The 19,320-nt window shown below is 61.8% G+C and carries 13 protein-coding genes; 2 read left to right on the forward strand and 11 right to left on the reverse strand.

The genetic code is table 11. The features are described 5' to 3' along the window. Positions 1-2: 2 nt before the first annotated feature. Genes ACQ4WZ_RS08585 through ACQ4WZ_RS08595 form a run of 3 tightly spaced genes read right to left on the reverse strand, consistent with a single transcriptional unit; the run spans position 3 to position 3,471 of the window. The gene (locus tag ACQ4WZ_RS08585; RefSeq protein WP_436573109.1) at positions 3-1,460 is read right to left on the reverse strand and encodes an efflux transporter outer membrane subunit; all 1,458 of its coding nucleotides are present in this window, start codon (positions 1,458-1,460) and stop codon (positions 3-5) included. Between the two features lie 5 nt (positions 1,461-1,465). Further along, positions 1,466-3,040: a DHA2 family efflux MFS transporter permease subunit gene (locus tag ACQ4WZ_RS08590; RefSeq protein ID WP_436573110.1), complete on the reverse strand. Its 1,575-nt coding sequence runs from the start codon at positions 3,038-3,040 to the stop codon at positions 1,466-1,468. Beyond that, the gene (locus ACQ4WZ_RS08595; RefSeq protein WP_436573111.1) at positions 3,037-3,471 is read right to left on the reverse strand and encodes a MarR family winged helix-turn-helix transcriptional regulator; all 435 of its coding nucleotides are present in this window, start codon (positions 3,469-3,471) and stop codon (positions 3,037-3,039) included. The genes ACQ4WZ_RS08590 and ACQ4WZ_RS08595 overlap by 4 nt, the downstream gene beginning before the upstream one ends. 130 nt (positions 3,472-3,601) lie before the next feature. Between ACQ4WZ_RS08595 and ACQ4WZ_RS08600 the strand changes: the two genes are divergently transcribed. Further along, on the forward strand, positions 3,602-4,132 hold the full coding sequence (locus ACQ4WZ_RS08600) for an SRPBCC family protein (RefSeq protein WP_436573112.1): 531 nt from the start codon (positions 3,602-3,604) through the stop codon (positions 4,130-4,132). A 155-nt stretch (positions 4,133-4,287) separates the two neighbouring features. Here the strand turns inward: ACQ4WZ_RS08600 and ACQ4WZ_RS08605 are convergent, their stop codons facing one another. The 4 genes from ACQ4WZ_RS08605 to ACQ4WZ_RS08620 form a co-directional block, all read right to left on the reverse strand. After that, entirely contained in the window at positions 4,288-4,590 is a 303-nt protein-coding gene (locus tag ACQ4WZ_RS08605; RefSeq protein WP_143452558.1) for a hypothetical protein, read from the reverse strand. Positions 4,591-5,292: 702 nt separating this feature from the next. Continuing rightward, on the reverse strand, positions 5,293-5,463 hold the full coding sequence (locus ACQ4WZ_RS08610; protein ID WP_436573113.1) for a hypothetical protein: 171 nt from the start codon (positions 5,461-5,463) through the stop codon (positions 5,293-5,295). A gap of 404 nt (positions 5,464-5,867) precedes the next feature. Further along, positions 5,868-6,377 carry a hypothetical protein gene (locus ACQ4WZ_RS08615; RefSeq protein WP_436573114.1) on the reverse strand — a complete coding sequence of 170 codons (510 nt, stop codon included), beginning with the start codon at positions 6,375-6,377 and terminating at the stop codon, positions 5,868-5,870. Then, positions 6,374-7,279 (reverse strand): alpha/beta hydrolase, encoded by a 906-nt coding sequence (locus ACQ4WZ_RS08620; RefSeq protein ID WP_436573115.1) that lies wholly within the window; start codon positions 7,277-7,279, stop codon positions 6,374-6,376. Before ACQ4WZ_RS08620 ends, ACQ4WZ_RS08615 begins: the two co-directional genes overlap by 4 nt. A gap of 140 nt (positions 7,280-7,419) precedes the next feature. On the opposite strand from ACQ4WZ_RS08620, the gene ACQ4WZ_RS08625 reads away from it, so the two are divergent. Next, positions 7,420-10,620 carry a PAS domain-containing protein gene (locus ACQ4WZ_RS08625; protein ID WP_436573116.1) on the forward strand — a complete coding sequence of 1,067 codons (3,201 nt, stop codon included), beginning with the start codon at positions 7,420-7,422 and terminating at the stop codon, positions 10,618-10,620. Here the strand turns inward: ACQ4WZ_RS08625 and ACQ4WZ_RS08630 are convergent. Genes ACQ4WZ_RS08630 through ACQ4WZ_RS08645 form a run of 4 tightly spaced genes read right to left on the reverse strand, consistent with a single transcriptional unit; the run spans position 10,617 to position 19,087 of the window. Beyond that, on the reverse strand, positions 10,617-13,526 hold the full coding sequence (locus ACQ4WZ_RS08630; RefSeq protein ID WP_436573117.1) for a hybrid sensor histidine kinase/response regulator: 2,910 nt from the start codon (positions 13,524-13,526) through the stop codon (positions 10,617-10,619). The two genes, ACQ4WZ_RS08625 and ACQ4WZ_RS08630, sit on opposite strands and share 4 nt — an antisense overlap. 7 nt (positions 13,527-13,533) lie before the next feature. Beyond that, a complete protein-coding gene (locus ACQ4WZ_RS08635; protein WP_436573118.1) occupies positions 13,534-14,724 on the reverse strand; it encodes a hybrid sensor histidine kinase/response regulator in 1,191 nt (396 codons plus the stop codon). After that, complete coding sequence (locus tag ACQ4WZ_RS08640) at positions 14,721-15,599, reverse strand: CheR family methyltransferase (protein ID WP_436573119.1); 879 nt, start codon at positions 15,597-15,599, stop codon at positions 14,721-14,723. The genes ACQ4WZ_RS08635 and ACQ4WZ_RS08640 overlap by 4 nt, the downstream gene beginning before the upstream one ends. Beyond that, positions 15,599-19,087, reverse strand: coding sequence for a response regulator (locus tag ACQ4WZ_RS08645; RefSeq protein WP_436573871.1), 3,489 nt, complete (start codon positions 19,085-19,087; stop codon positions 15,599-15,601). The genes ACQ4WZ_RS08640 and ACQ4WZ_RS08645 overlap by 1 nt, the downstream gene beginning before the upstream one ends. Positions 19,088-19,320 lie beyond the last annotated feature (233 nt).

A 19,320-nucleotide genomic window follows, 5' to 3' on the forward strand; every position in this document is an offset into this window, starting at 1 on the left:
TGTTATTGTTTAGTCGTCGTGGTGGCAAAGTCGCTGCTGCCCCGGTAGCCGCCGCCCAGCGCCACGGTCAGGCTGATTTCTGCATCCTGGCGCTGGTTTTGCAGCTGCATGCCCAGGTCCACCTGGCCGCGCACGGTCATTTCCGCATTCAGTTGCGTGGCGCGATCGGCCAATCCCTGTTTCAGCCGGGCATTGGCATTGCGCAACTGCGCTACGCTGGCGCGCAGGTTTTCCTGCTGCAGGCGCAGCTGGTTTTCCACGCCCTGTACCTTGGCACCGGCCTGCGCCACGTCGCGCACTACATTGAAGACGTTCTGGTTGTAATCGGCGATCAGTTCCTTGCGTTCACTGCGCGCGCCACCGAGCTGCGCCTGCAGGCGGCCACTGTCGAACAGGGGCAGCGACAAAGCCGGGCCGATGAACAGGGTGCGGCTGCCCGACTGCAGCAGCTTGCCCAGCTTGATGGCATCCAGGCCGAACGATGCACCCAGGTCGATATCGGGGTAGAACGACGCCTGTACCGCTTCGATCTTGCTCATGGCCGCCTGTACTCTCCAGCGCGCCGCCTGCAGGTCGGGTCGGCGCGCCAGCAATTCCATGCCCAGCTTGCCGGGCAGGGCATGCGGCAGCGCCTGTGCCTGCTTCGGCTGCAGGCTGGTCAGCGCCGTGCTGTCGGCGCCGAGCAGGGCGCGCAAGGCTTCCCGTTCCGTGACGATCTGTGTTTCCAGCAGGGCGATTTGCTGTTGCAGCAAGCTCAAGCGTGTTTGCGCGGACAAATGGTCATCGCTGACGCCCAGGCCGTTGGCGATGCGCTTTTCCTTGTCTACGACCAGTTGCTGCTGCAGTTGGACCAGCGCATGCAGGTTGTCCATGCGCGCCCAGCCATTTTGCATGCTGAAATAGTGGCGGGCGATCTCGGCCGCCAGCATCTGTTCCGCCATCGCGTATTCGGCGCGGCGCGCGTTGACTTCGCCCAGGCTGGCGGCGATCTGCGCCTTGTGCTTGCCCCACCAGTCGAGGTCGTAATGGGCTTGCACGCCCACGGTGATTTCATTGTAGTAATTGCCGCCGATGGGGGCGGGCATCAGGCCATTGCCCGAGTAGCGCTGGCGGTTGGCGTTCGCGCTGGCATCTATGCTGGGGCCACGCTGCGCATGTTGCGCATCGAATGCGGACAGGGCCGAGCCGATGCGGGCATTCGCCACCTCCAGGCTGGGGCTGGCGGACAGGGCGTTTTCAATCAGCTGGTTCAGCTGCTCGTCCTGGAACTGGCGCCACCACTGGGCGGCGGGCCAGCCTTCGCTGGCCAGGTGGATGTCGGCCGCCAATTGCACTTTGGCCAGGTCTTGTTGCGGCAGCTGTTGCGTGTCGGGCGGGATGCTGGCGCAGCCGGCCAGGGCCAGCGATACGCTGAGGGCCAATACGCTCAGGGAGAGGGAGAGTTTCATCGGTGTGGGCATGAGGGTTATTCCATGGCCGCGTGGTCGACCACGACTGGCGCATTCTTTTTCGGTGGTTTGATCAGGAGCAAGAGCGGCAGCACGAGGATAGTCAGCCACATCATCAGCCAGAAGTCGTCAAGGTAGGCGATCATCGACGCTTGCCGCGTGATTTCGCCATTCAGGGCCGCCATGCCCGAGCTCGTGCCCAGGTCGAACACCTGGGCAATGCCGGGGTCGTGCAGGGCCGGGCTGGCGATAGTGATGTGTTCCGTCAGGGACGCTTGGGCGATCTGCGTATTGCGCACCAACAAGGTTTGCACGAGGGCGATGCCGATGCTGCTGCCGATATTGCGCACCAGGCTGTATATCGCCGTGCCTTCCGCCCGCATCTCGGGCGATAGCGTGGCAAACGTGGCTGCGCTCAGGGGCACGAACACGAGGCCCAGGCCTATGCCCTGGATGATGCCGCTCCACACGACGGTCTTGGGTACCAGGTCCAGCGTGAAATTGGCCATCTGCCACAGCGAAAACGCCGTAATCGAAAAGCCCACGCCCAGCAGGATGCGCGTATCGATCTTGCCCGTCAGCTTGCCGACGATCAGCATCGCCAGCATCGTGCCCAGCCCGCTGGGCGCCGTCACCATGCCGGCAATCGCCGCCGGGTAATTCATCAAGCCTTGCAGCATCGATGGCGTCAGCGCACGGGTGGCGAACAGCACCATGCCGACGATGAAGATGAACAGCAGGCCGCTCACATAGTTCGAGTTTTTCAACAGCCGGTAGTCGAGGAAGGACTTGCCGGCCGGGCGCAAGGCCGTGTGGGCAATGAAGTAACACAAGCTCATGGCCAGCACGATGGCTTCGATCCACGTTTCCGTGGAAGAAAACCAGTCGTTCTGCTCGCCCCGGTCCAGCAGCATCTGCAGCGCGCCGATCGACAGGCTCAAGGTGGCAAAGCCGAACATGTCGAAATGCATGCGGCCCTTCGGTGGGTCCTTGCGGATGTAGCGCCAGATGCCGTAGAAGGCCATGGCGCCGATGGGGATGTTGATGAAGAAGACCCAGCGCCAGCTGTAGCTGTCCGTCAGCCAGCCGCCCAGCGTCGGTCCCAGGATGGGGCCGATCATCACGCCCATGCCCCAGATGGCCATGGCCGAGCCGTGCTTTTCGCGCGGATTGATGTCGAGCAAGACCGCCTGCGACAGCGGCACCAGCGCCGCGCCGAACACTCCCTGCAGCAGGCGCGCGGCGACGATCTCGGAGAGGGTGCCGGACAGGCCGCACAGCACGGAAGCGAGCGTAAAGCCGGCCACGGAGACGAGAAAGGTGTTCTTCTGTCCGTAGCGGTCGCACAGCCAGCCCGTCAGGGGCGTGGCGATGGCAGCGGCAACGATAAAAGAGGTCAGCACCCAGGTGATCTGGTCTTGCGAGGCGGAAAGGCTGCCCTGCATGTGGGGAAGGGCGACGTTGGCGATGGTGCCGTCTAGCGCCTGAATGATGGTGGCGAGCATGATCGACATCGTGATCATGCGCCGGTTCAGGGTGGGGTCCTGTGCAGCGGGCAGCGCCGGCGTGGCGCTGGCAGTGGCCGAACTCATGCAGACTTCTCCGTCGCCGCTTGCAGCGCTTCGAGCAGTTCGGTGGCGGCCCGCAGTTGATCGGGATCAATTCCCTGCAACAACTCCTTGCGGAAACCGTCCGCTTCCTTGCGCACGGTTTCATAGACCTGCATGCCTGCTTCCGTCAGCACCACCAGCTTGACTCTGCGGTCCGTTTCCGATGGCTGGCGCTGCACGAAGCCCGATTTCACGAGCCGGTCCAGCATCGACACCATGGTGGGGTTTTCCACGCCCAGCTGATGGGCCAGCTCGCTTTGCGAAGGCGGCTGCGGCGACTTGGCGATCATGGCGATGGCCATCCAGCTCGCTTGCCCCAGATCCAGGTCCTTCAGGCGCCGGTCGATGGCATGGCGCCAGCCGCGTGCCGTCTTGTGGAGCGCGGCGGAAAAGCGCTCTTCGATAGAAATCATAAGGTAAGTGGTCTAATGGTTAGGTGTCTAACTAATATTTTAGCATGCCGGTTTGACAGGCGTGCAGGCCTTCCCGTTTATCGGCACCGCTGGTACATTAGTGCCAGTCCATCACCCTCAGGAGACCGCCATGACCACCGCAGAACAGAAGCAGGACGGCCAGCACCGCGACAGCAGCGACTTTGTCATTACGCAAACTTTCGACGCGCCTCGCGAGCTGGTGTTCCAGTCGTGGGTGGAGCCGGAGCGCCTGGCTCAGTGGTGGGGACCTGTCGGCTTCGAATTGAGCGTGCTGGCGCTGGACGTGCAGCCGGGCGGCATTTTCCACTACGGCATGCGCGCCGACAATGGCTACGAAATGTGGGGCAAGTTCACCTACCAGCAGATCGAGGCGCCGGAAAAGATTGTCTCCATCCTGTCATTCGCCGACAAGCAAGGCAACCCCGTACAGCACCCGGTCAGCGCCACGTGGCCGCTGGAATCGTTCAATACCATGACCCTGACCGAGGAAAACGGCAAGACGACGATGACGTTAAGGTCAACGCCGCACAAGGCGACGGATGAGCAGCATGAGACTTTCAAGCAGGGGTTTGAGTCGATGAAGCAGGGGTTCACGGCGACGTTTGGCCAGCTGGCCCAGTACCTGGCGCGGGTTCAGTAGGGCTTTTTATTGAAGCGCTGGCCAGAGTCGCGGGCCTGGGGTGCCTTGGATGGAGCTGCGGTGGGTGTTCTTGCTGTCGTTGCCAGTCGGCGCTTGAGGAGTGCCTGCTTGTACAAGAAATAGCAACGAGCAACGAGCAATGAGTGACGAGATACTTAGTTGTCCGCAGGATTGCCTTTGCAGATAGCGGTACATATCTTTTGAACGTTATCCTTATGGTTTTCGATCTCTTGCTCTTCCTCCTTTAGCAATTTTTGAAGTTTATCGTCATCTTGCTCTATTTTTTTCTTTTCGTGAATTTGCCTCAGTTTTTCTTTAAACGCTGTTTTTCTTGGACTTTCAGCGTCTGATACGATACACCTTTTGGTGCATTCTTGCTTTGTCGTAGCCTTCCACTGAGCCGTGGCAGGAAACGCGAACATGTTTAAAAGAAAAAAGAGAGCGAATTTTGTTTTCATGATCTAACCATATTTCTTATTTCTTATTTCTTATTTCTTATTTACGATTTGATTCAGCTCGGCATATGTATTTCGATCAAATATATGACGAACGTTAGAAAACATATGTTTATCCGTTGCTTGTCCATTGAAACTTGGAGCTTGTGGGGAAATTCCTTGGCTTATGCCATGAGCATGGCATATTGGCAATTCTCATTTCGCCCCTCTAGCTACGCTCCTGGCCGCAAACGGACTGCAGGCAAGTCAGATCGCCTGCTTGGGGATACTATGGCGTATGCGAAGATGACACGGCCGGGGCGTTGTTGTTCACGCCATCTGTAAAACCTTCAGAGAAATCGTCCCATGCACCGGAGACTAGCCACAGACAAGCTGCGAAGGTGAGTAGTTTTCGATTGTTTTTCCTGAAACCGACAGCGAGCAGGGCAGCACCTGTGACAAAGAATAGGGGAGCGACAATATACATTCAGAGCCTCGATTAATGACATTGCTAATTTTTACAAACACGTAGACGTCATGCGATACCGTCACGTCATGCTTTGGAGTTCGTGCTTACGAACAGCAATAGAGAGTAACAAATTTCCGAAAGGAAAAACTCACTCATTGTCACATTCGGGCGAATGGCTGTGTCTGGCCGCTGGCCGTCCTTGGCTGGAACCGCCCTGAAGCGTATCGTTGGTCTTTCCAGCGAAGTGCGGTTTGAACTTAATTCTTTTTTGATGGCCAGATAAAAGCGATTGTTGCGAAAAATATACCGACAAAGGCAGCACGTCCCCAATCGAATTCATGCGCTTCCCCAAGGAAGCGAGTGTAAAGCAAGGTTCCAGTCGCAACTCCCAAACCAACACTGACAAAATGTGGAACTGTTTTTTTCATATTTTCCCTAACTGGTGCGAGCTGAAACGCCACTATTTAATAGACACTGCTGAATCTCTTAAAGGAGGCAGCAGGTTGACACTCCAAGCGCAAGAATTTGGCAATGACCTCGTTTGGCCGGTAGCGGCCGACTGCGGCAATGAGCATAACGAATTAGTCAGCAGGAAAAGTCACGCATTGTCACGTCAACTGCCTGACTGCGCAGACGATAGTCGTCCGTCATCACCTATCGAGGATTTGCGCATCCATCACATAAAGATCATCGGCACTGACCACGGGCGCGTTCTCTGTGCATGCATGCCGCTTGCCATCCGCATCGATCAGCACGCAGGCGATTACGCCAATAAAGTGGTCGTCGACTTAGTGCGCTATCTGTACCAGCAGGCTTGCCGCGCGGGGATACTTCATGATTCATCGCGCTCGGCATCGCGCTCGCGGCAGCTCAAGGACGCATAGTGCGCCTTGGGCACCTTGTTCTTGATCGCCACTTCGCGCAGGTTATGTGCAAAATCAATATGATCGGTCAGGGTGCAGCGGCTGGCGCGGGCGAACTGTTGCAGATTCCTGATGCTGCCATGGACTTTCACCGTGATCCCGACGCCGGGGCTGACGCAGCAGCCTATGTATTTGCTGCGGTATTCTTCTTCGATCAGCACCAGTTCGTGGCCCATGAAGGGCACTGGCTTTTCCAGCAGGTAGTAGTCGGTGTAGTCGAAGCGCTGGCGGGGTGTCTTGCTGACCAGGCCGGCTTGCTGATAGGCGCGGATGGCCTGTCCGGACGTGCCCGTGCGCTCGGACGTGCCTTTCTTTAGCTGCATGGCATGCAGCAAGCCGCTTTCGAGCGACTGCTTATCGTCGGCGAAGGCCAAGGCGGAAGACGCGGCAAGCACTGTGAAGACGATGAGGTGCTTCATTTCGCCTCCATCCCCAACATCCCACGAATTACCGGCAACATCATCTTCCACGCATTCGATGTCGCCGCAATCTCGTCGTAATGGCTGGCGCCGGGCAGGATCAGCACTTCCGCATGGTCACCGGCCAGCTTGGCTTTGGCCGCATAGTCATGCGCGACTCTGGGCGGTGAGATGGTGTCGAGCTCGCCCGTGGCCAGCACGGTGCGGCTGCCGTTGTGCATCAGGTCGGCCGCATTGGTGTCGCTGTAGATGTCGGGACGCTCAGTGCTGGCGCTGCCTGCCAGTTGCACGATGTCGCGCTCGCAGCTGGTCTTGATCAAGTCTCGTTCGTGGCGCAGGTCGGCCAGGCCGCCCAGGCTGACAATGTTTTTTATTGGCAGATATTTGTCGCGGTACAGAGGGCTGCTCTTCGGCAGTTTTTCTCGCCCGGCAATCCATTGTACCAGCTGGCCACCTGCCGAATGGCCCATGGCCACGATGCGGTTCACGTCCAGCTGGTACTGGGGCGCGTGCTGCTGCAGGCTGTCCAGCGCCGCGTGCATGTCTTCATACGTGCCCGGATAGCCGCCGCCCGGTTCGTCGACCCGGCGGTACTCCACATTCCACACGGCGATGCCTTGCGCTACCAGGGCACCGGCCACGTTGCGCATTTGCTGGATGCCGCCGAAGGCCACCGTCCAGCAGCCGCCATGCACGAGCACGACGACGGGGAACGGTCCGTTGCCTTCGGGTCGGAATAGCTGGGCGTATTGCGACGGCGCGGGGCCGTACGCGATCTGCACGGTCGGCGGGGAACCGTTCAGCGCCAGGTAGTCGTCCAGGCTCATGGGGGCGGCGACGGCGCCGTGGACGGAGGCGAGCAGGGCGGTGGCGATCAGGGAGGATGGCAGGGACGTGGGCATCGTTGGTTTCACTTGAGAATAGAATAACACTGTAGCATAGGGCCGCGTGGCCGCAGAGATCAAGCAGTGCACTGTTTTCCTCCTGCAAGAGGGGTGCCCCATGGTATATTCCGGGCATCAGTTTCCCCCTTATCGACACGGTGCACGCAAACAACATTCTTTCCTTGCTGGACGCCGAGCATAGTGCGCTGGGCAGTATCGCGGCAGGCGCCGACCTGGCCCATGCATTGGAGCACTTGTTGCTGGCGCTGCAAGACCTGGCCGAGGGCGGCGCGCATGCCTGTCTGTTCCTCATCGACGAGGCCGACCGTTTTTGCGGTTTGTCCGCGCCCAGCCTTCCGCAAGACCTGTGCCTGGCCCTGCGCCATGGCGGTGAACAGCCTTCGCCGTTTGGCACGGCAGCCTTTTCCGGCGCGCCCGTGTATTGCGGCGACATCATGCGCGATGTACATTGGAGCGCTGGACGCAAGGAAGCCATGCTGCACGGCTACCGCGCTTGCTGGGTCGCCCCAGTCTTCGGCGCCAAGGGACATATCCTGGGTGTGCTGGGCCTGTTCTTCCCGGCGCCATGCCATCCCACGCAACCTGAAATTGAACTGCTGGCGCTGGCCGCGCGCGTGGCCGCGCATGTCATCGAGCGGGGCCAGCTGGAAAAAGCGCTGCACGACAGCCGCGAACACTTTCATTACGCCATCGAGCTCAACGCGCAAGTGCTGTGGACGGCCGACATCGACGGCAAACTCGACTATGTGGCACAGCGCTGGCGCGAATGGACGGGTTGCAACGGTCTCGGCACCAGCTGGCTGGACGCCATCCACCCCGACGACGTGCCCCATTCCCTGGCGGCCTGGAGCGAAGCGCTGGCCAGCGGCCAGCCCCTGGACCAGGAGATGCGGGTGCGCCGCCAGGACGGCCAGTACCGCTGGGTGCACTCGCGCGCGTATTGCCGGCTCGATGAGCGGGGCCAGCCCGTGAAATGGTATGGCTCCTGCGAAGACATCGACGAGCACTGGCAGGCGCGCAATGCCTTGCTCGACAGCGAGGCACAATTCCGTTCGCTCGCCTCGACCATGCCCAACCAGGCCTGGCTCGCGCATGGCAGCGGCGCTACCTACTGGGTCAATGAGCAGGTGTGCGAGTACACGGGGCAATCGCTGAAGTCGCTGGTCACCAGCGGATTTCGCCCCTGCGTGCATCCGGACGACGTGCAAGCCACGCAGAAAAGCTGGGAGCGGGCCGTCGCCACGGCCAGCGCCTACGAACACGAATTCCGCATGCGCCGCGCCAGCGACGGTGCCTACCGCTGGTTCCTGGCGCGCGCCTTGCCCCTGTTCGACGAGACGGGCAAGGTGCTGCGCTGGGTGGGCACGAATACGGACGTGCAGGAACAGAAAAACGTGCTGGAAAAGATGGCCTACCTGAATTCCTCGCTGGAAGTGGAAATGGCCAACCGCACGGCCGACCGCGACCGGATGTGGCGGCTGTCGACCGACATCATGCTGGTGGCGGACCTGTCCGGCATGATCATCGCCGTCAATCCCGCCTGGAGCAAGATCCTGGACCGCCCTGAAATCGAGTCGCTGGGCATGGATTTCATCAGCCTCGTGCATCCCGACGACCGCATGGCGGCACTGAAGGATTTGTCGCGCCTGGCGCATGGCGCGCCCACCTTGCGCATGGAAAACCGCTACCGTCGCCGCGATGGCGGCTATCGCTGGATTTCCTGGACGGCCGTGCCCGCGCAAAAACTGATCCACGCCATCGGCCGCGACGTTACCGATGAAAAAGAGGCGCGGCTGGCACTGGTGCGCAGCGAACAAGCCTTATTGCAGGCGCAAAAGCTGGAATCGATCGGCAAGCTGACGGGCGGCGTGGCCCACGATTTCAATAACGTGCTGCAAATCATTTCCGGCAATTTGCAGTTGCTGAAACTGACGGTGGCCGACAATCCGCAGGCGGCCAGTCGCCTCGATTCGGCCGCTTCGGCTGTCGAGCGCGGCGCCAAGCTGTCGTCGCAACTGCTGGCCTTTGCGCGGCGTCAACCGTTGAAGCCGCTGGTGACGGACCTGGGCCGCTTGCTGCGCCGCATGCACGAGCTAATCCGCCGCGCCCTGGGTGAGGCTGTCACCGAAGAAACCTTCATCAGCGAGGGCTTGTGGCATACCCTGGTCGACCCGAACCAGATGGAAAACGTGTTGCTGAACATGGCCATCAACGCGCGCGACGCGATGGAAGGGGGCGGGCGCCTGACGTTCACCTTGAGCAATGTCACGCTCGATGCCGCCTACGCCAGCCTGCATGCCGATGTGCTGGCGGGTCAATACGTGCTGCTGACCATCACCGACACGGGCCATGGCATGGAGCGCGACGTGATCGACCAGATCTTCGAGCCGTTCTTCACCACCAAGCGCGAAGGCGAGGGTACGGGCCTGGGCCTCTCCATGGCCTACGGCTTCATCCATCAGAGCGCGGGCCACATCAAGGTGCACAGTGCGCCTGGTGCCGGCACCACTTTCAAGATTTATTTGCCCCGTTCGCTGGAAAAGCTGGCCGAGCCGCCACCGGGCCTGACGGGCCCCGTGCTGGGCGGCGGCGAGACCATCCTCGTGGTGGAAGACGATGCGCCTGTTCAACATACGGTAGTCGACATGTTGCGCGGCCTGGGCTATGACGTGCTGCATGCGGACGATGGCGCTTCGGCACTGGCCCTGCTGGGCACGGGCGTGGCTATCGACCTGCTGTTTACAGACGTGGTCATGCCGGGGCCCGTCAGCAGCAAGGAGCTGGCGCGGCAGGCCAGGCTGCTGCTGCCAGACCTGGCCGTGTTGTTTACCTCGGGTTATACGCACAACGCCATCATGCAGGGCGGGCGGCTGGACCCGGGCGTGGAGCTGTTGAGCAAACCCTACCGGCGCGAAGACCTGGCCCGGCGTATCCGCCACCTGCTGGCCGACCGCCGCCTGGTGGGCGCGCCCGACCCTTCCGGGCGGCGCATCCTGCTGGTGGAAGACAATGACGACGCGCGTGTCATGACGACGGAAATGCTCAATATGCTGGGGCATACAGTGCATGGCGTGGCCAGCGCCGAGGAAGCCTTGCCCCTGCTGGCCATGCCGGGCCTGGACGTGCTGGTGACGGACATCAGCTTGCCCACCATGTCCGGCCTGGAACTGGCGCGCCATGCGCGCGCCCACTGGCCACAGCTGGACGTGGTGTTTGCGTCCGGGCACGATTGGGGCGCCAGCCTGATGCAGGACGCCAGCGCGCGCTTCCTGCGCAAGCCATTTGGCCTGGAAGAGCTGGCCGGCGCATTGAAGGCGCGCCGGCTGGACGTCTATTAAACAGGCGGGGTCCCGGGGGCCAGCAAGGCTTGCTGCAATTGATCGAGGGTAAATGGCTTGACGAGGAAGCGCGCGGCCGGGTTCAGCACGCCGGAATTGGCGGGCGCATGGCCGGTGGAGAACACCACTTCCAGCTGCGGCTGCTCGCGTGCCACCAGCTCGGCCAGCTCGACGCCCGACATGTGCGGCAGGCTGATGTCGGTCAGCAGCAGTTCCAGTCCCGGCGTGCCCAGCAGCGGCAAGGCTTCCTCGGCCGTGCCCACGGCCAGCACCGTGTGTCCCAGCATGGACAGCAGTTCGCTCGTCATGGCGCGCGCGTCCGCATTGTCTTCCACCAGCAGAATGTGACGCCTGCCCGGCTGCGCCCCCGGCAGAGGCGGCGCGGGTTGCTGCGGCGCCAGCTGCGCGCGGTACTGGTGCAGCGCCGTTACGTGACGGCCGTTGGCCAGCAAGTGGCGGATGCGCCGTGCCAGGTCTTCGCGCCGGTAGGGTTTGCTCAACAGCTCGACGCCCGGTTCCAATCGGCCGCCCTGCATGATGGCGTCCTGCGTGTAGCCCGAGGTAAACAGCACGGCCAGCTGGGGCAGCAACAAGCGGGCCTGGCGCGCCAGTTCCGTGCTGGCGACCTTGCCAGGCATCACCACATCCGTAAACAGCAAATCGATGGGGACGCCGCTGCCGACGATGGCCAGCGCGCTTTCGCCATCGCTGGCGCGCAGCACGACATAGCCGAGGCCGCGCAGCATGTCGACCACCGTCGTCTGCACCTGCACGTCGTCTTCCACGACGAGGATGGTTTCCTTGCCGCCCAGCACGGGGCCGCTCAGCTGCAGCGGCAATTCCGTTTCCGCTTCGAGCGAGCGCGGCAGGTAAATGCGGAAGGTGCTGCCATGGCCGGGCAGGCTGTCCACCGTCAGGTGGCCGCCGCTCTGGCGCAGGAAACCGTAGGCCATGGACAGGCCCAGGCCCGTGCCTTCGCCTTCCTTCTTCGTCGTGAAGAATGGTTCGAAAATCTTGTCCAGCAAGTCGGCGGGAATGCCCGAGCCCGTGTCCGAGACGGTCAGCTGCACGTAGTCGCCAGGCGCCACGTCCGCATGGCGCGCTGCGTAGTCGCTGCCCAGCACGCTGTTGCTCAGTTCGATGGTCAGCTGGCCCTGGCCATCCATGGCGTCGCGCGCGTTGATGGCCAGGTTGAGGATGACGTTTTCCAGCTGGTGCGGGTCGACCAGGGCGCGCCAGCAATCGTCGGCCAGCAGCAAACGCGTCTCGATGGTTTCTCCGGTGGCGCGCCGCAGCAGCTCTTCCGTCGAGCGCAGCAGTTGCGCCAGGTCCGTCACCAGCGGTTTTAATGGTTGACGCCGCGCAAAGGCCAGCAGCTGGGCCGACAGCTTGGCGCCCCGTTCCACGGCGGCCGAGGCGCTGGCGATACGCTTGGCGGCCAGCGGGTCGTCTTCCAGGGTCATCTGCAGCAGTTGCAGATTGCCGGAGATAATTTGCAGCACATTATTGAAATCATGGGCCACGCCGCCCGTCAGCTTGCCCAGCGCTTCGAGTTTTTGCGATTGCAGCAGGGCCATCTCGCTGTGGCGCAATGATTCCTGCATGCTGCGCAAAGTACTTTCCGCCTGCTTTTCCAGCGTGACGTCGCGCCCGGTGGCAAAAATCAAGTCGCCTTCGGGGGCGGCCGACCAGGAAAGCCAGCGGTGGCCGCCCTCGCGGTGCCGGTAGCGGTTTTCAAAGCTGGGCATGGCTTCCTGCGTCACTTGCGCCAGCGCCAGGCGCGTGGCGGCGGCATCCTCGGGCAGCACGAAGTCGAACAGGCTGCGGCCCAGCATTTCCTCGGGCAGCCAACCGAGGATGGCGGCCGAGGCCGGGTTGACGGCGGCAAAGCAGCCCTCGGCATCGATGGCCACCATCAAGTCTTGCGCGCTGCGCCACAGCCGCTCGCGCTCGCTGTTGCGCGCGGCCAGGTCCGCTTCCAGCTTCTTTTCCACGGTGATGTCGCGCGCGCTGCAATAGACCTTCTCGCCCTCGGGCACGGCGACCCACGAGAGCCAGTGCCAGCCGCCCAGCTTGTGGCGGTAGCGGTTTTCGAAGCGCAGCGCCGGCTGGCCCTGGTTGGCCGCCTCCCAGGCCGCATGGGTGCGCGTCAAGTCGTCCGGGTGAACCAGTTCCAGGAAGCGCGTCGTGCGGATTTCCTCCACCGACCAGCCCAGGGTGGCTTGCCAGGCGGGGTTCGAGTGTTCGAAGTAACCGTCCAGGTTGAGCACGCCAAGCAAATCGGGGCTGACGTTCCAGGTACGGCCAAATTCGCGCGTGCGCTCGGCCACCTGCATTTCCATGCTGGCACTGAGCGTGCGCAGGCGTGATTCCGCCTGGGCCCGCAGTATGGTCGACCAGACCCGTTCCGACACTTGCACGGCCAGTTCGATCTCGTCGGCATGCCACAGGCGCGCGGCGCGGCTGTGCACGACGAACAGGGCCGCCAGCCGGCCCTCCTTGGCAATGGGAATGTTCAGGAAGGCACGGATGCCCAGGCGCGCAAACGTGGCCAGCGCGGCCGGCGTTGCCGTGCGCGGGTCACTGGCCACATCGCTGACAGCCAGCACCTGGCCCGCGGCCAGCGTATCGGCCAGGCGGGCCGCATAATCGCCGAGGAAATATTCGCCGGATGCGCCGGGCGCCAGGCCATCGCTCCACGCATGCTGGAGGGTGGGGCACTGCAGGGTCTGGTCGATATCGAAACAGGCCACTTGCTGGGCCCCCAGACGCTGTCCCAGCAACTGCGCCGACAGCGAGAGAATTTCGCCCGTGTCGTTCAGCAGGCGCAGCCGGCGTTCCAGTTGCAGCAGGAAGGCGACGCCGCTGGCGCCGGCCTGGCTGCGGGAGAGCGGTGTACTGGTCATGCCGGCCTCAGCTGCCGGCCAGCGGCAGGGTGACGCTGAACAGGGCGCCATTGCCGGGCTGGCTTTGCAGGGTGATGGCGCCGCCATGCGCATCGACCAGCTGCTTGGTGATGAACAGGCCCAGGCCCAGGCCGCCCGTGCGGTCCTGGTACATGACGCGCTCGAAGGCGTCGAAGATGCGTTCCTGGTCGCGCGCATTGATGCCGATGCCATGGTCGCGCACTTCGATGACGGCGCTGTTCTGCGTGTGCGCGAGGCTGATTTCCACGGGCTGGCCCTGGCCGTAGCGTACGGCATTGCTGATCAGGTTGACAACGATCTGCTCGACGCGGAACGCATCCCAGAAACCATGGATGGGTTCGAAGGCCAGCACTTCCAGCACGCTGCCCGTGGCGGCCGCATACGGCCCCAGATCGTCTGCCACCCGGCGCACCAGACTGGTCAGATCGACGGCTTCGCGGCGGATCGACAGCTTGCCGCTGGTGATGCGCGAGACGTCAAGCATGTCGTCGATCAGGCGCACCATGCTGCGGATTTGCCGCCCGTCGCGCGCCACCATCTTGCCCAGTTTTTCCGGCTCGAAGGCGGCCAGGTTGCCCCGTTCCAGGTTGACGGTGCGCATCTGCGTTTCCAGGAACAAGGTGTTCAGGGGCGTGCGCAGTTCGTGCGCCACCATGGACATGAATTCGTCGCGCAGGCGCAACGAGCGCTGCAGTTCGGCCTGGGTGGCGCGCAATTCTTTCAAGAGCGCTTCCTGCTGCTGTCGGCTGTGCTCCAGTGCCTGCACCTGGCGCCGCGTCTCGCTGCGCTGCTGGTGCAGGGCCACGAAGACGTTGACCTTGCTTTGCACGGCATTGATGTCGAGCGGCTTGTGCAGAAAGTCGACGGCGCCGCTTTCATAGCCCTGGAAGGCAAAATTCATTTCCTTGCCGGCCGCCGTGACGAAGACGATGGGGATGTGGCGCGTCTTTTCCGTGCCGCGCATCAATTGGGCCAGCTCGAAACCATCCATTTCCGGCATTTGCACATCGAGGATGGCCAGCGCGAAATCGTGTTCCAGCAGCAGGGCCAGCGCCTCTTCGCCCGAAGATGCCTGGTACACGCTGCGGTCGCTCTCACGGATCAGCGCATTGAGCGCGCGCAAGTTTTCAGGCAAATCGTCGACGATCAGCAGTTTGGTGCTTGTTTCATTCATCATGTTTCATTCCTGGCATGATCATGCCGTCCAGCGTAGTGGGATACGGCGTGCGACTGAGCACGCTTGCGGTAGAGCTTTTCGGGACCGGGCAATGGTTCGAAATCGGCGGCGAAGCTTGTGAAATGCGTGCTTTCCTTGCTGCCCAGGCCTAGAAAGCCCCGATGGCAAAGCGAGTCCTGGAACAGGCCCAAGGCCCGCTCCTGCAAGGTTTTATTGAAGTAAATCAGCACGTTACGGCACAAAATCAATTGCGTTTCAATAAAAACGCTGTCCGTGGACAGGCTGTGGTCGGCAAAATTGATACTGTCGAGCAAGCGCTGCTGGAAATGCGCGGTGGCATGCTCGACCGTGTAGTACTCGTCCAACTGCCCCAGGCCGCCCGCAGCCAGGTAGTTGTCGCCATAGTCGGCCATGCGGTGCAACGGGTATACGCCGCGCGCGGCTGTAGCCAGCGCTTGCGGGTTGATGTCGGTGGCGTAGATCGTGCTGCGTTCGAGCAAGCCTTCCTCCTGCAGCACGATGGCCAGTGACAGCGCTTCTTCTCCCGTGCAGCAGCCGGCCACCCAGATCGTCGGCGACGGATAGGTTTTCAATACGGGCACCACGTGTTCGCGCAAGGCGCGGAAAAACGCCGGGTCGCGGAACATTTGCGTGACCGGCACGGTCAAAATCTGCAGCAGCTTGTCAAAGGCGGCCGGGTCGTCCAGCACCAGTTGCTGCAGGGCGGGCAAGTCCGTGCAGTGGAAACGCTCGATGGCCTGGTTCAGGCGGCGGCGCTGCGAGGGCAGGGAATAGTCGCGAAAATCATAGCTGTAGCGCTGACAGAGTGCTTCCATCAGCGCATGCATTTGCGCGTCCGTGTAGCGCAGGGACATCAGATGCGTTCCATCTTCGGCATCCATACGCGCAGCAGCGAATACAAGCGGTCCAGGTCGATCGGCTTGGCCAGGTAGTCGGACGCGCCCGCCTGCAGGCATTCTTCCTGGTCATTCTTCATGGCCTTGGCGGTAATGGCGATGATGGGCAGCTTGTTGTAGCGGCCGTCGGCGCGGATCAGCCGCGTCGCCTCCAGGCCATCCATGCCCGGCATCATGACATCCATCAACACCAGATCGATATCATCCACGCTGTTGAGCTTGCTGATGGCTTCGAAGCCGTTGCGGCCGATCTCCACCGCCACGCCTTTTTGTTCCAGCGCGTTCGTCAGGGCAAAGATGTTGCGCACATCGTCGTCCACCAGCAAGATCTTGCGCCCTTCAAAGACGCGCTCACGGCTGCGCACCTGCTGCAGCATGCCCTGGCGCTCGCTCGACAGTTCCGATTCCACCTTGTGCAGGAACAAGGTCACTTCGTCGAGCAGGCGTTCCGGCGAGCGGGCGCCCTTGATGATGATGGAGCGCGAATATTTCATCAGGTCCGCTTCTTCTTCGCGGCTCAGGTTGCGGCCCGTGTAGACGATGACGGGCGGGAACGAGCACAGTTCTTCATGTTCCATGCGTTCGAGCAATTCGTTGCCCTGGATGTCGGGCAGCTTCAAGTCGATGATCATGCAGTCGAAAATCTGCGTCTTCAGTAATTCCAGTGCCTGCTCGCCCAGGGCCACGGCCGTGATTTCCACGTCGTCGTCGCTGATCAGGTGGACCACGCTTTCGCGCTGGCGTTCGTCATCCTCGACCAGCAGGATGCGCTTCATCTTTTGCGTGAATTTGGATTCGAGCTTGCGGAACACTTCCTTCAACTGCTCGCGCGTGCGCGGCTTGGTGGCGTAGCCGATGGCGCCCAGCTGCATGGCTTCCTGGATCTGGTCATTGCCGGACACGATGTGCACGGGAATGTGGCGCGTCAACGGATTTTCCTTGAGTTGCTGCAAGACCAGCAAGCCGGGGCGGTCCGGCAAGCCCATGTCGAGCAGGATGGCGTCGGGCAGGAACTCTTCCGCCAGACGCAAGCCTTCGTCGGCGCCGTGCGCCACCAGGCAGCGGTATTGCATTTCATGCGCGAGGTCGAACAGGATGCCGGCAAACGAGGGCTCATCCTCGATCACCAGCACGGAACGCTGGCCCGTCTTGCCAGGGGGGGCGCTATTGCGATCGTCCTGGAAGGTAGGCAGCGGCACGGGCTTGGCGGCGGGAGCCGCCTTGGGCGCGGCGACGGAGATTTTTGCGGGCGCTTGCGGCGCGGAGTTGGGCACTGCTGCTGTTTCCACTTCCACGGCGCGTTCCGGCATGACGGCCGGCAGCACCAATGTAAACGTGCTGCCCTGGGCTGGCGTGCTGGCCAGCTCGATGCTGCCGCCCAGCAAAGCTGCCAGGTCGCGCGAAATGGACAGGCCCAGGCCCGTGCCGCCATAGCGGCGGCTGGTGGTGCCATCGGCCTGGTGGAAGGCGTCGAAAATCTTGTGCTGCTGGTCGCTAGCAATGCCGATGCCGGTATCCTGCACCTGGAAGCGCACCTGTCCAGCAGCATCGGCGCTCACGTGCAGGGACACCGTGCCCGTATCGGTAAACTTGATGGCGTTCGACAGCAGGTTTTTCAGGATTTGTTCCAGGCGCTGGCGGTCGCTTACCAGCGACGGCGGCGTGTCCGGCGCCACGCTGACGTTGAAAACCAGTTTCTTTTGCTGCGCCTGGGCGCCGAACAGCATCTTCATGCCGCTGAGCAGTTCGTCAAAGGGAACGGCTTCCGGCGTCAATTCCAGCTTGCCTGCCTCAACCTTGGAAATGTCGAGGATATCGTTGATGAGGGTCAACAAATCGTTGCCGGCCGAATAAATGGTTTGCGCAAACGTCACTTGCTCCGGCGTCAAATTGCCGCTGGCATTGTCCGACAGCAGCTTGGACAGGATGAGCGAGCTGTTTAACGGCGTGCGCAGCTCGTGCGACATATTCGCCAGGAATTCGGATTTGTAGCGGCTGGCCCGCTGCAGCTCTTCCGCGCGGGCTTCCAGCTGCGCGTGCGCCTGGCCGATTGCGATGTTTTTCTGGTCCAGCGACAGCGCCTGCACGGCCAGCTGCTCGTTCGACTGCTCCAGCGCCGCTTTTTGCTCTTCCAGGTGGGCTTGCGACTGTTCCAGCACGCGCGATTGCTCGCCCAGCTCTTCATTGGCCGTGCGCAATTCTTCCTGCTGCACTTCCAGCTCTTCATTCAGTTGCTGGGTTTCTTCCAGCACGTTTTGCAGGCGCTGGCGGTACAGGGCCGCTTCCAGCGAGGTGCCGACATTTGCCGCAATCAAGTTCAGCCATTCCTTGGCGCGGGTGCTGACGGGATGCGTAAAGCCCAGTTCGATGACCCCGTTGACGACGCCTTCATTGTTGACCGGGGCCAGTATCAGTTCCAGCGGCGCACCGCGGCCCAGGCTCGACGTCACGGTCAGGTAATTGTCGGGTACTTGCTTCACATGCTTGAGCTTTTTCTCGCGTGCCGTTTCGCCCACCAGGCCTTCGCCCAGTTTGAAGACTTGCTTGTCCTTCACGCCCTGTTCGTTGAAGCCGTACACGGCCGTGCGGCGCAGGCTGCCATCGTCGTCGACGACGTATAGGGTGGCGACGGCCACTTCCAGCCGGTGGGCGAGGAAATCGAGCACGTGCCGTCCCAGTTGCGGCAAGCCCAGCTGGCCGCTGGTATGGGCCGCCAGCTCTGTCTGCCCCGTGCGCAGCCAGGCTTGCTCCTGTAGCACGTCGTTATCCTTGCCGCGCTGCTCGAGCGCATCGCTGTAGATATCGGACAGGCGCAGCAGCTCGCGCCGGCCAAGGTAGGCGAGCAGGCCGGACATGCCCAGACTGAGGATCAGGAACACCACCACGGCCAGCATGGTGCGGCTCTCGGCCGTGTCGGCCCGCTCCTGGCGCAGCCGCTGTTCCATGGACAGGAAGGTGAGAAATTCGCGGCGGATTTCATCAAATTCCAGCTTGCCTTCGCCCTGGCGCACGCGCGCGAGGAATTCCTGGTTGCTGCGGCGCTGGGCGATCACGCCTTCGGCATACTCCATCCACTGGCCCTGCAGGGCGCGGATGCGGCGCAAGCGGTCCACCTGGATGGGGCTGTCGGACACGAGGTCGAGCAGGGTAGTCATTTCCACGGCAATCTTGGCCTTGCCCGATTTATACGGCGCCAAAAACGTTTCGTCGCCTGTCAACAGGTAGCCGCGCATGCCCGTTTCCAGGTCGACCGACAACTTCATCACCTCATTCGCATTGCCGATCACCCGTTCGGAATGCTCGACCGAGCGCAGGGCCGAAAGCAGGTAGACGATCAGGCCGACAAACACGAGAGCCGTGACGACCCCGATGACCAGCGGCAAGGTCACGTTGCGGGCGAGGATGCGGCGAAAGCTGAAGGAATCGATCGGGGTCTTGGTATTCATCATGTCCGTGTAAGGCTGGCGCGAAAAAGTCAATTTTAATTGAAATGCAAGTTTTCTGGAGCTCAAGCAAAGCGTGCGCTAGCATAACAGCCTTGCGATAGATTGCCGAGGCGCAAGGTCATGCAATGCGCGCCATCGCACAGATGAGGTGGAGTGGAATGGCTGCCAGGTATAAAAAAACGCCGGACGGTGCCGGCGTTTTTCACTGCGTTGCGCTCTGCGCTGTATATATA

This window comes from Janthinobacterium darwini (assembly GCF_051380905.1).
Taxonomy (GTDB): domain Bacteria; phylum Pseudomonadota; class Gammaproteobacteria; order Burkholderiales; family Burkholderiaceae_D; genus Janthinobacterium.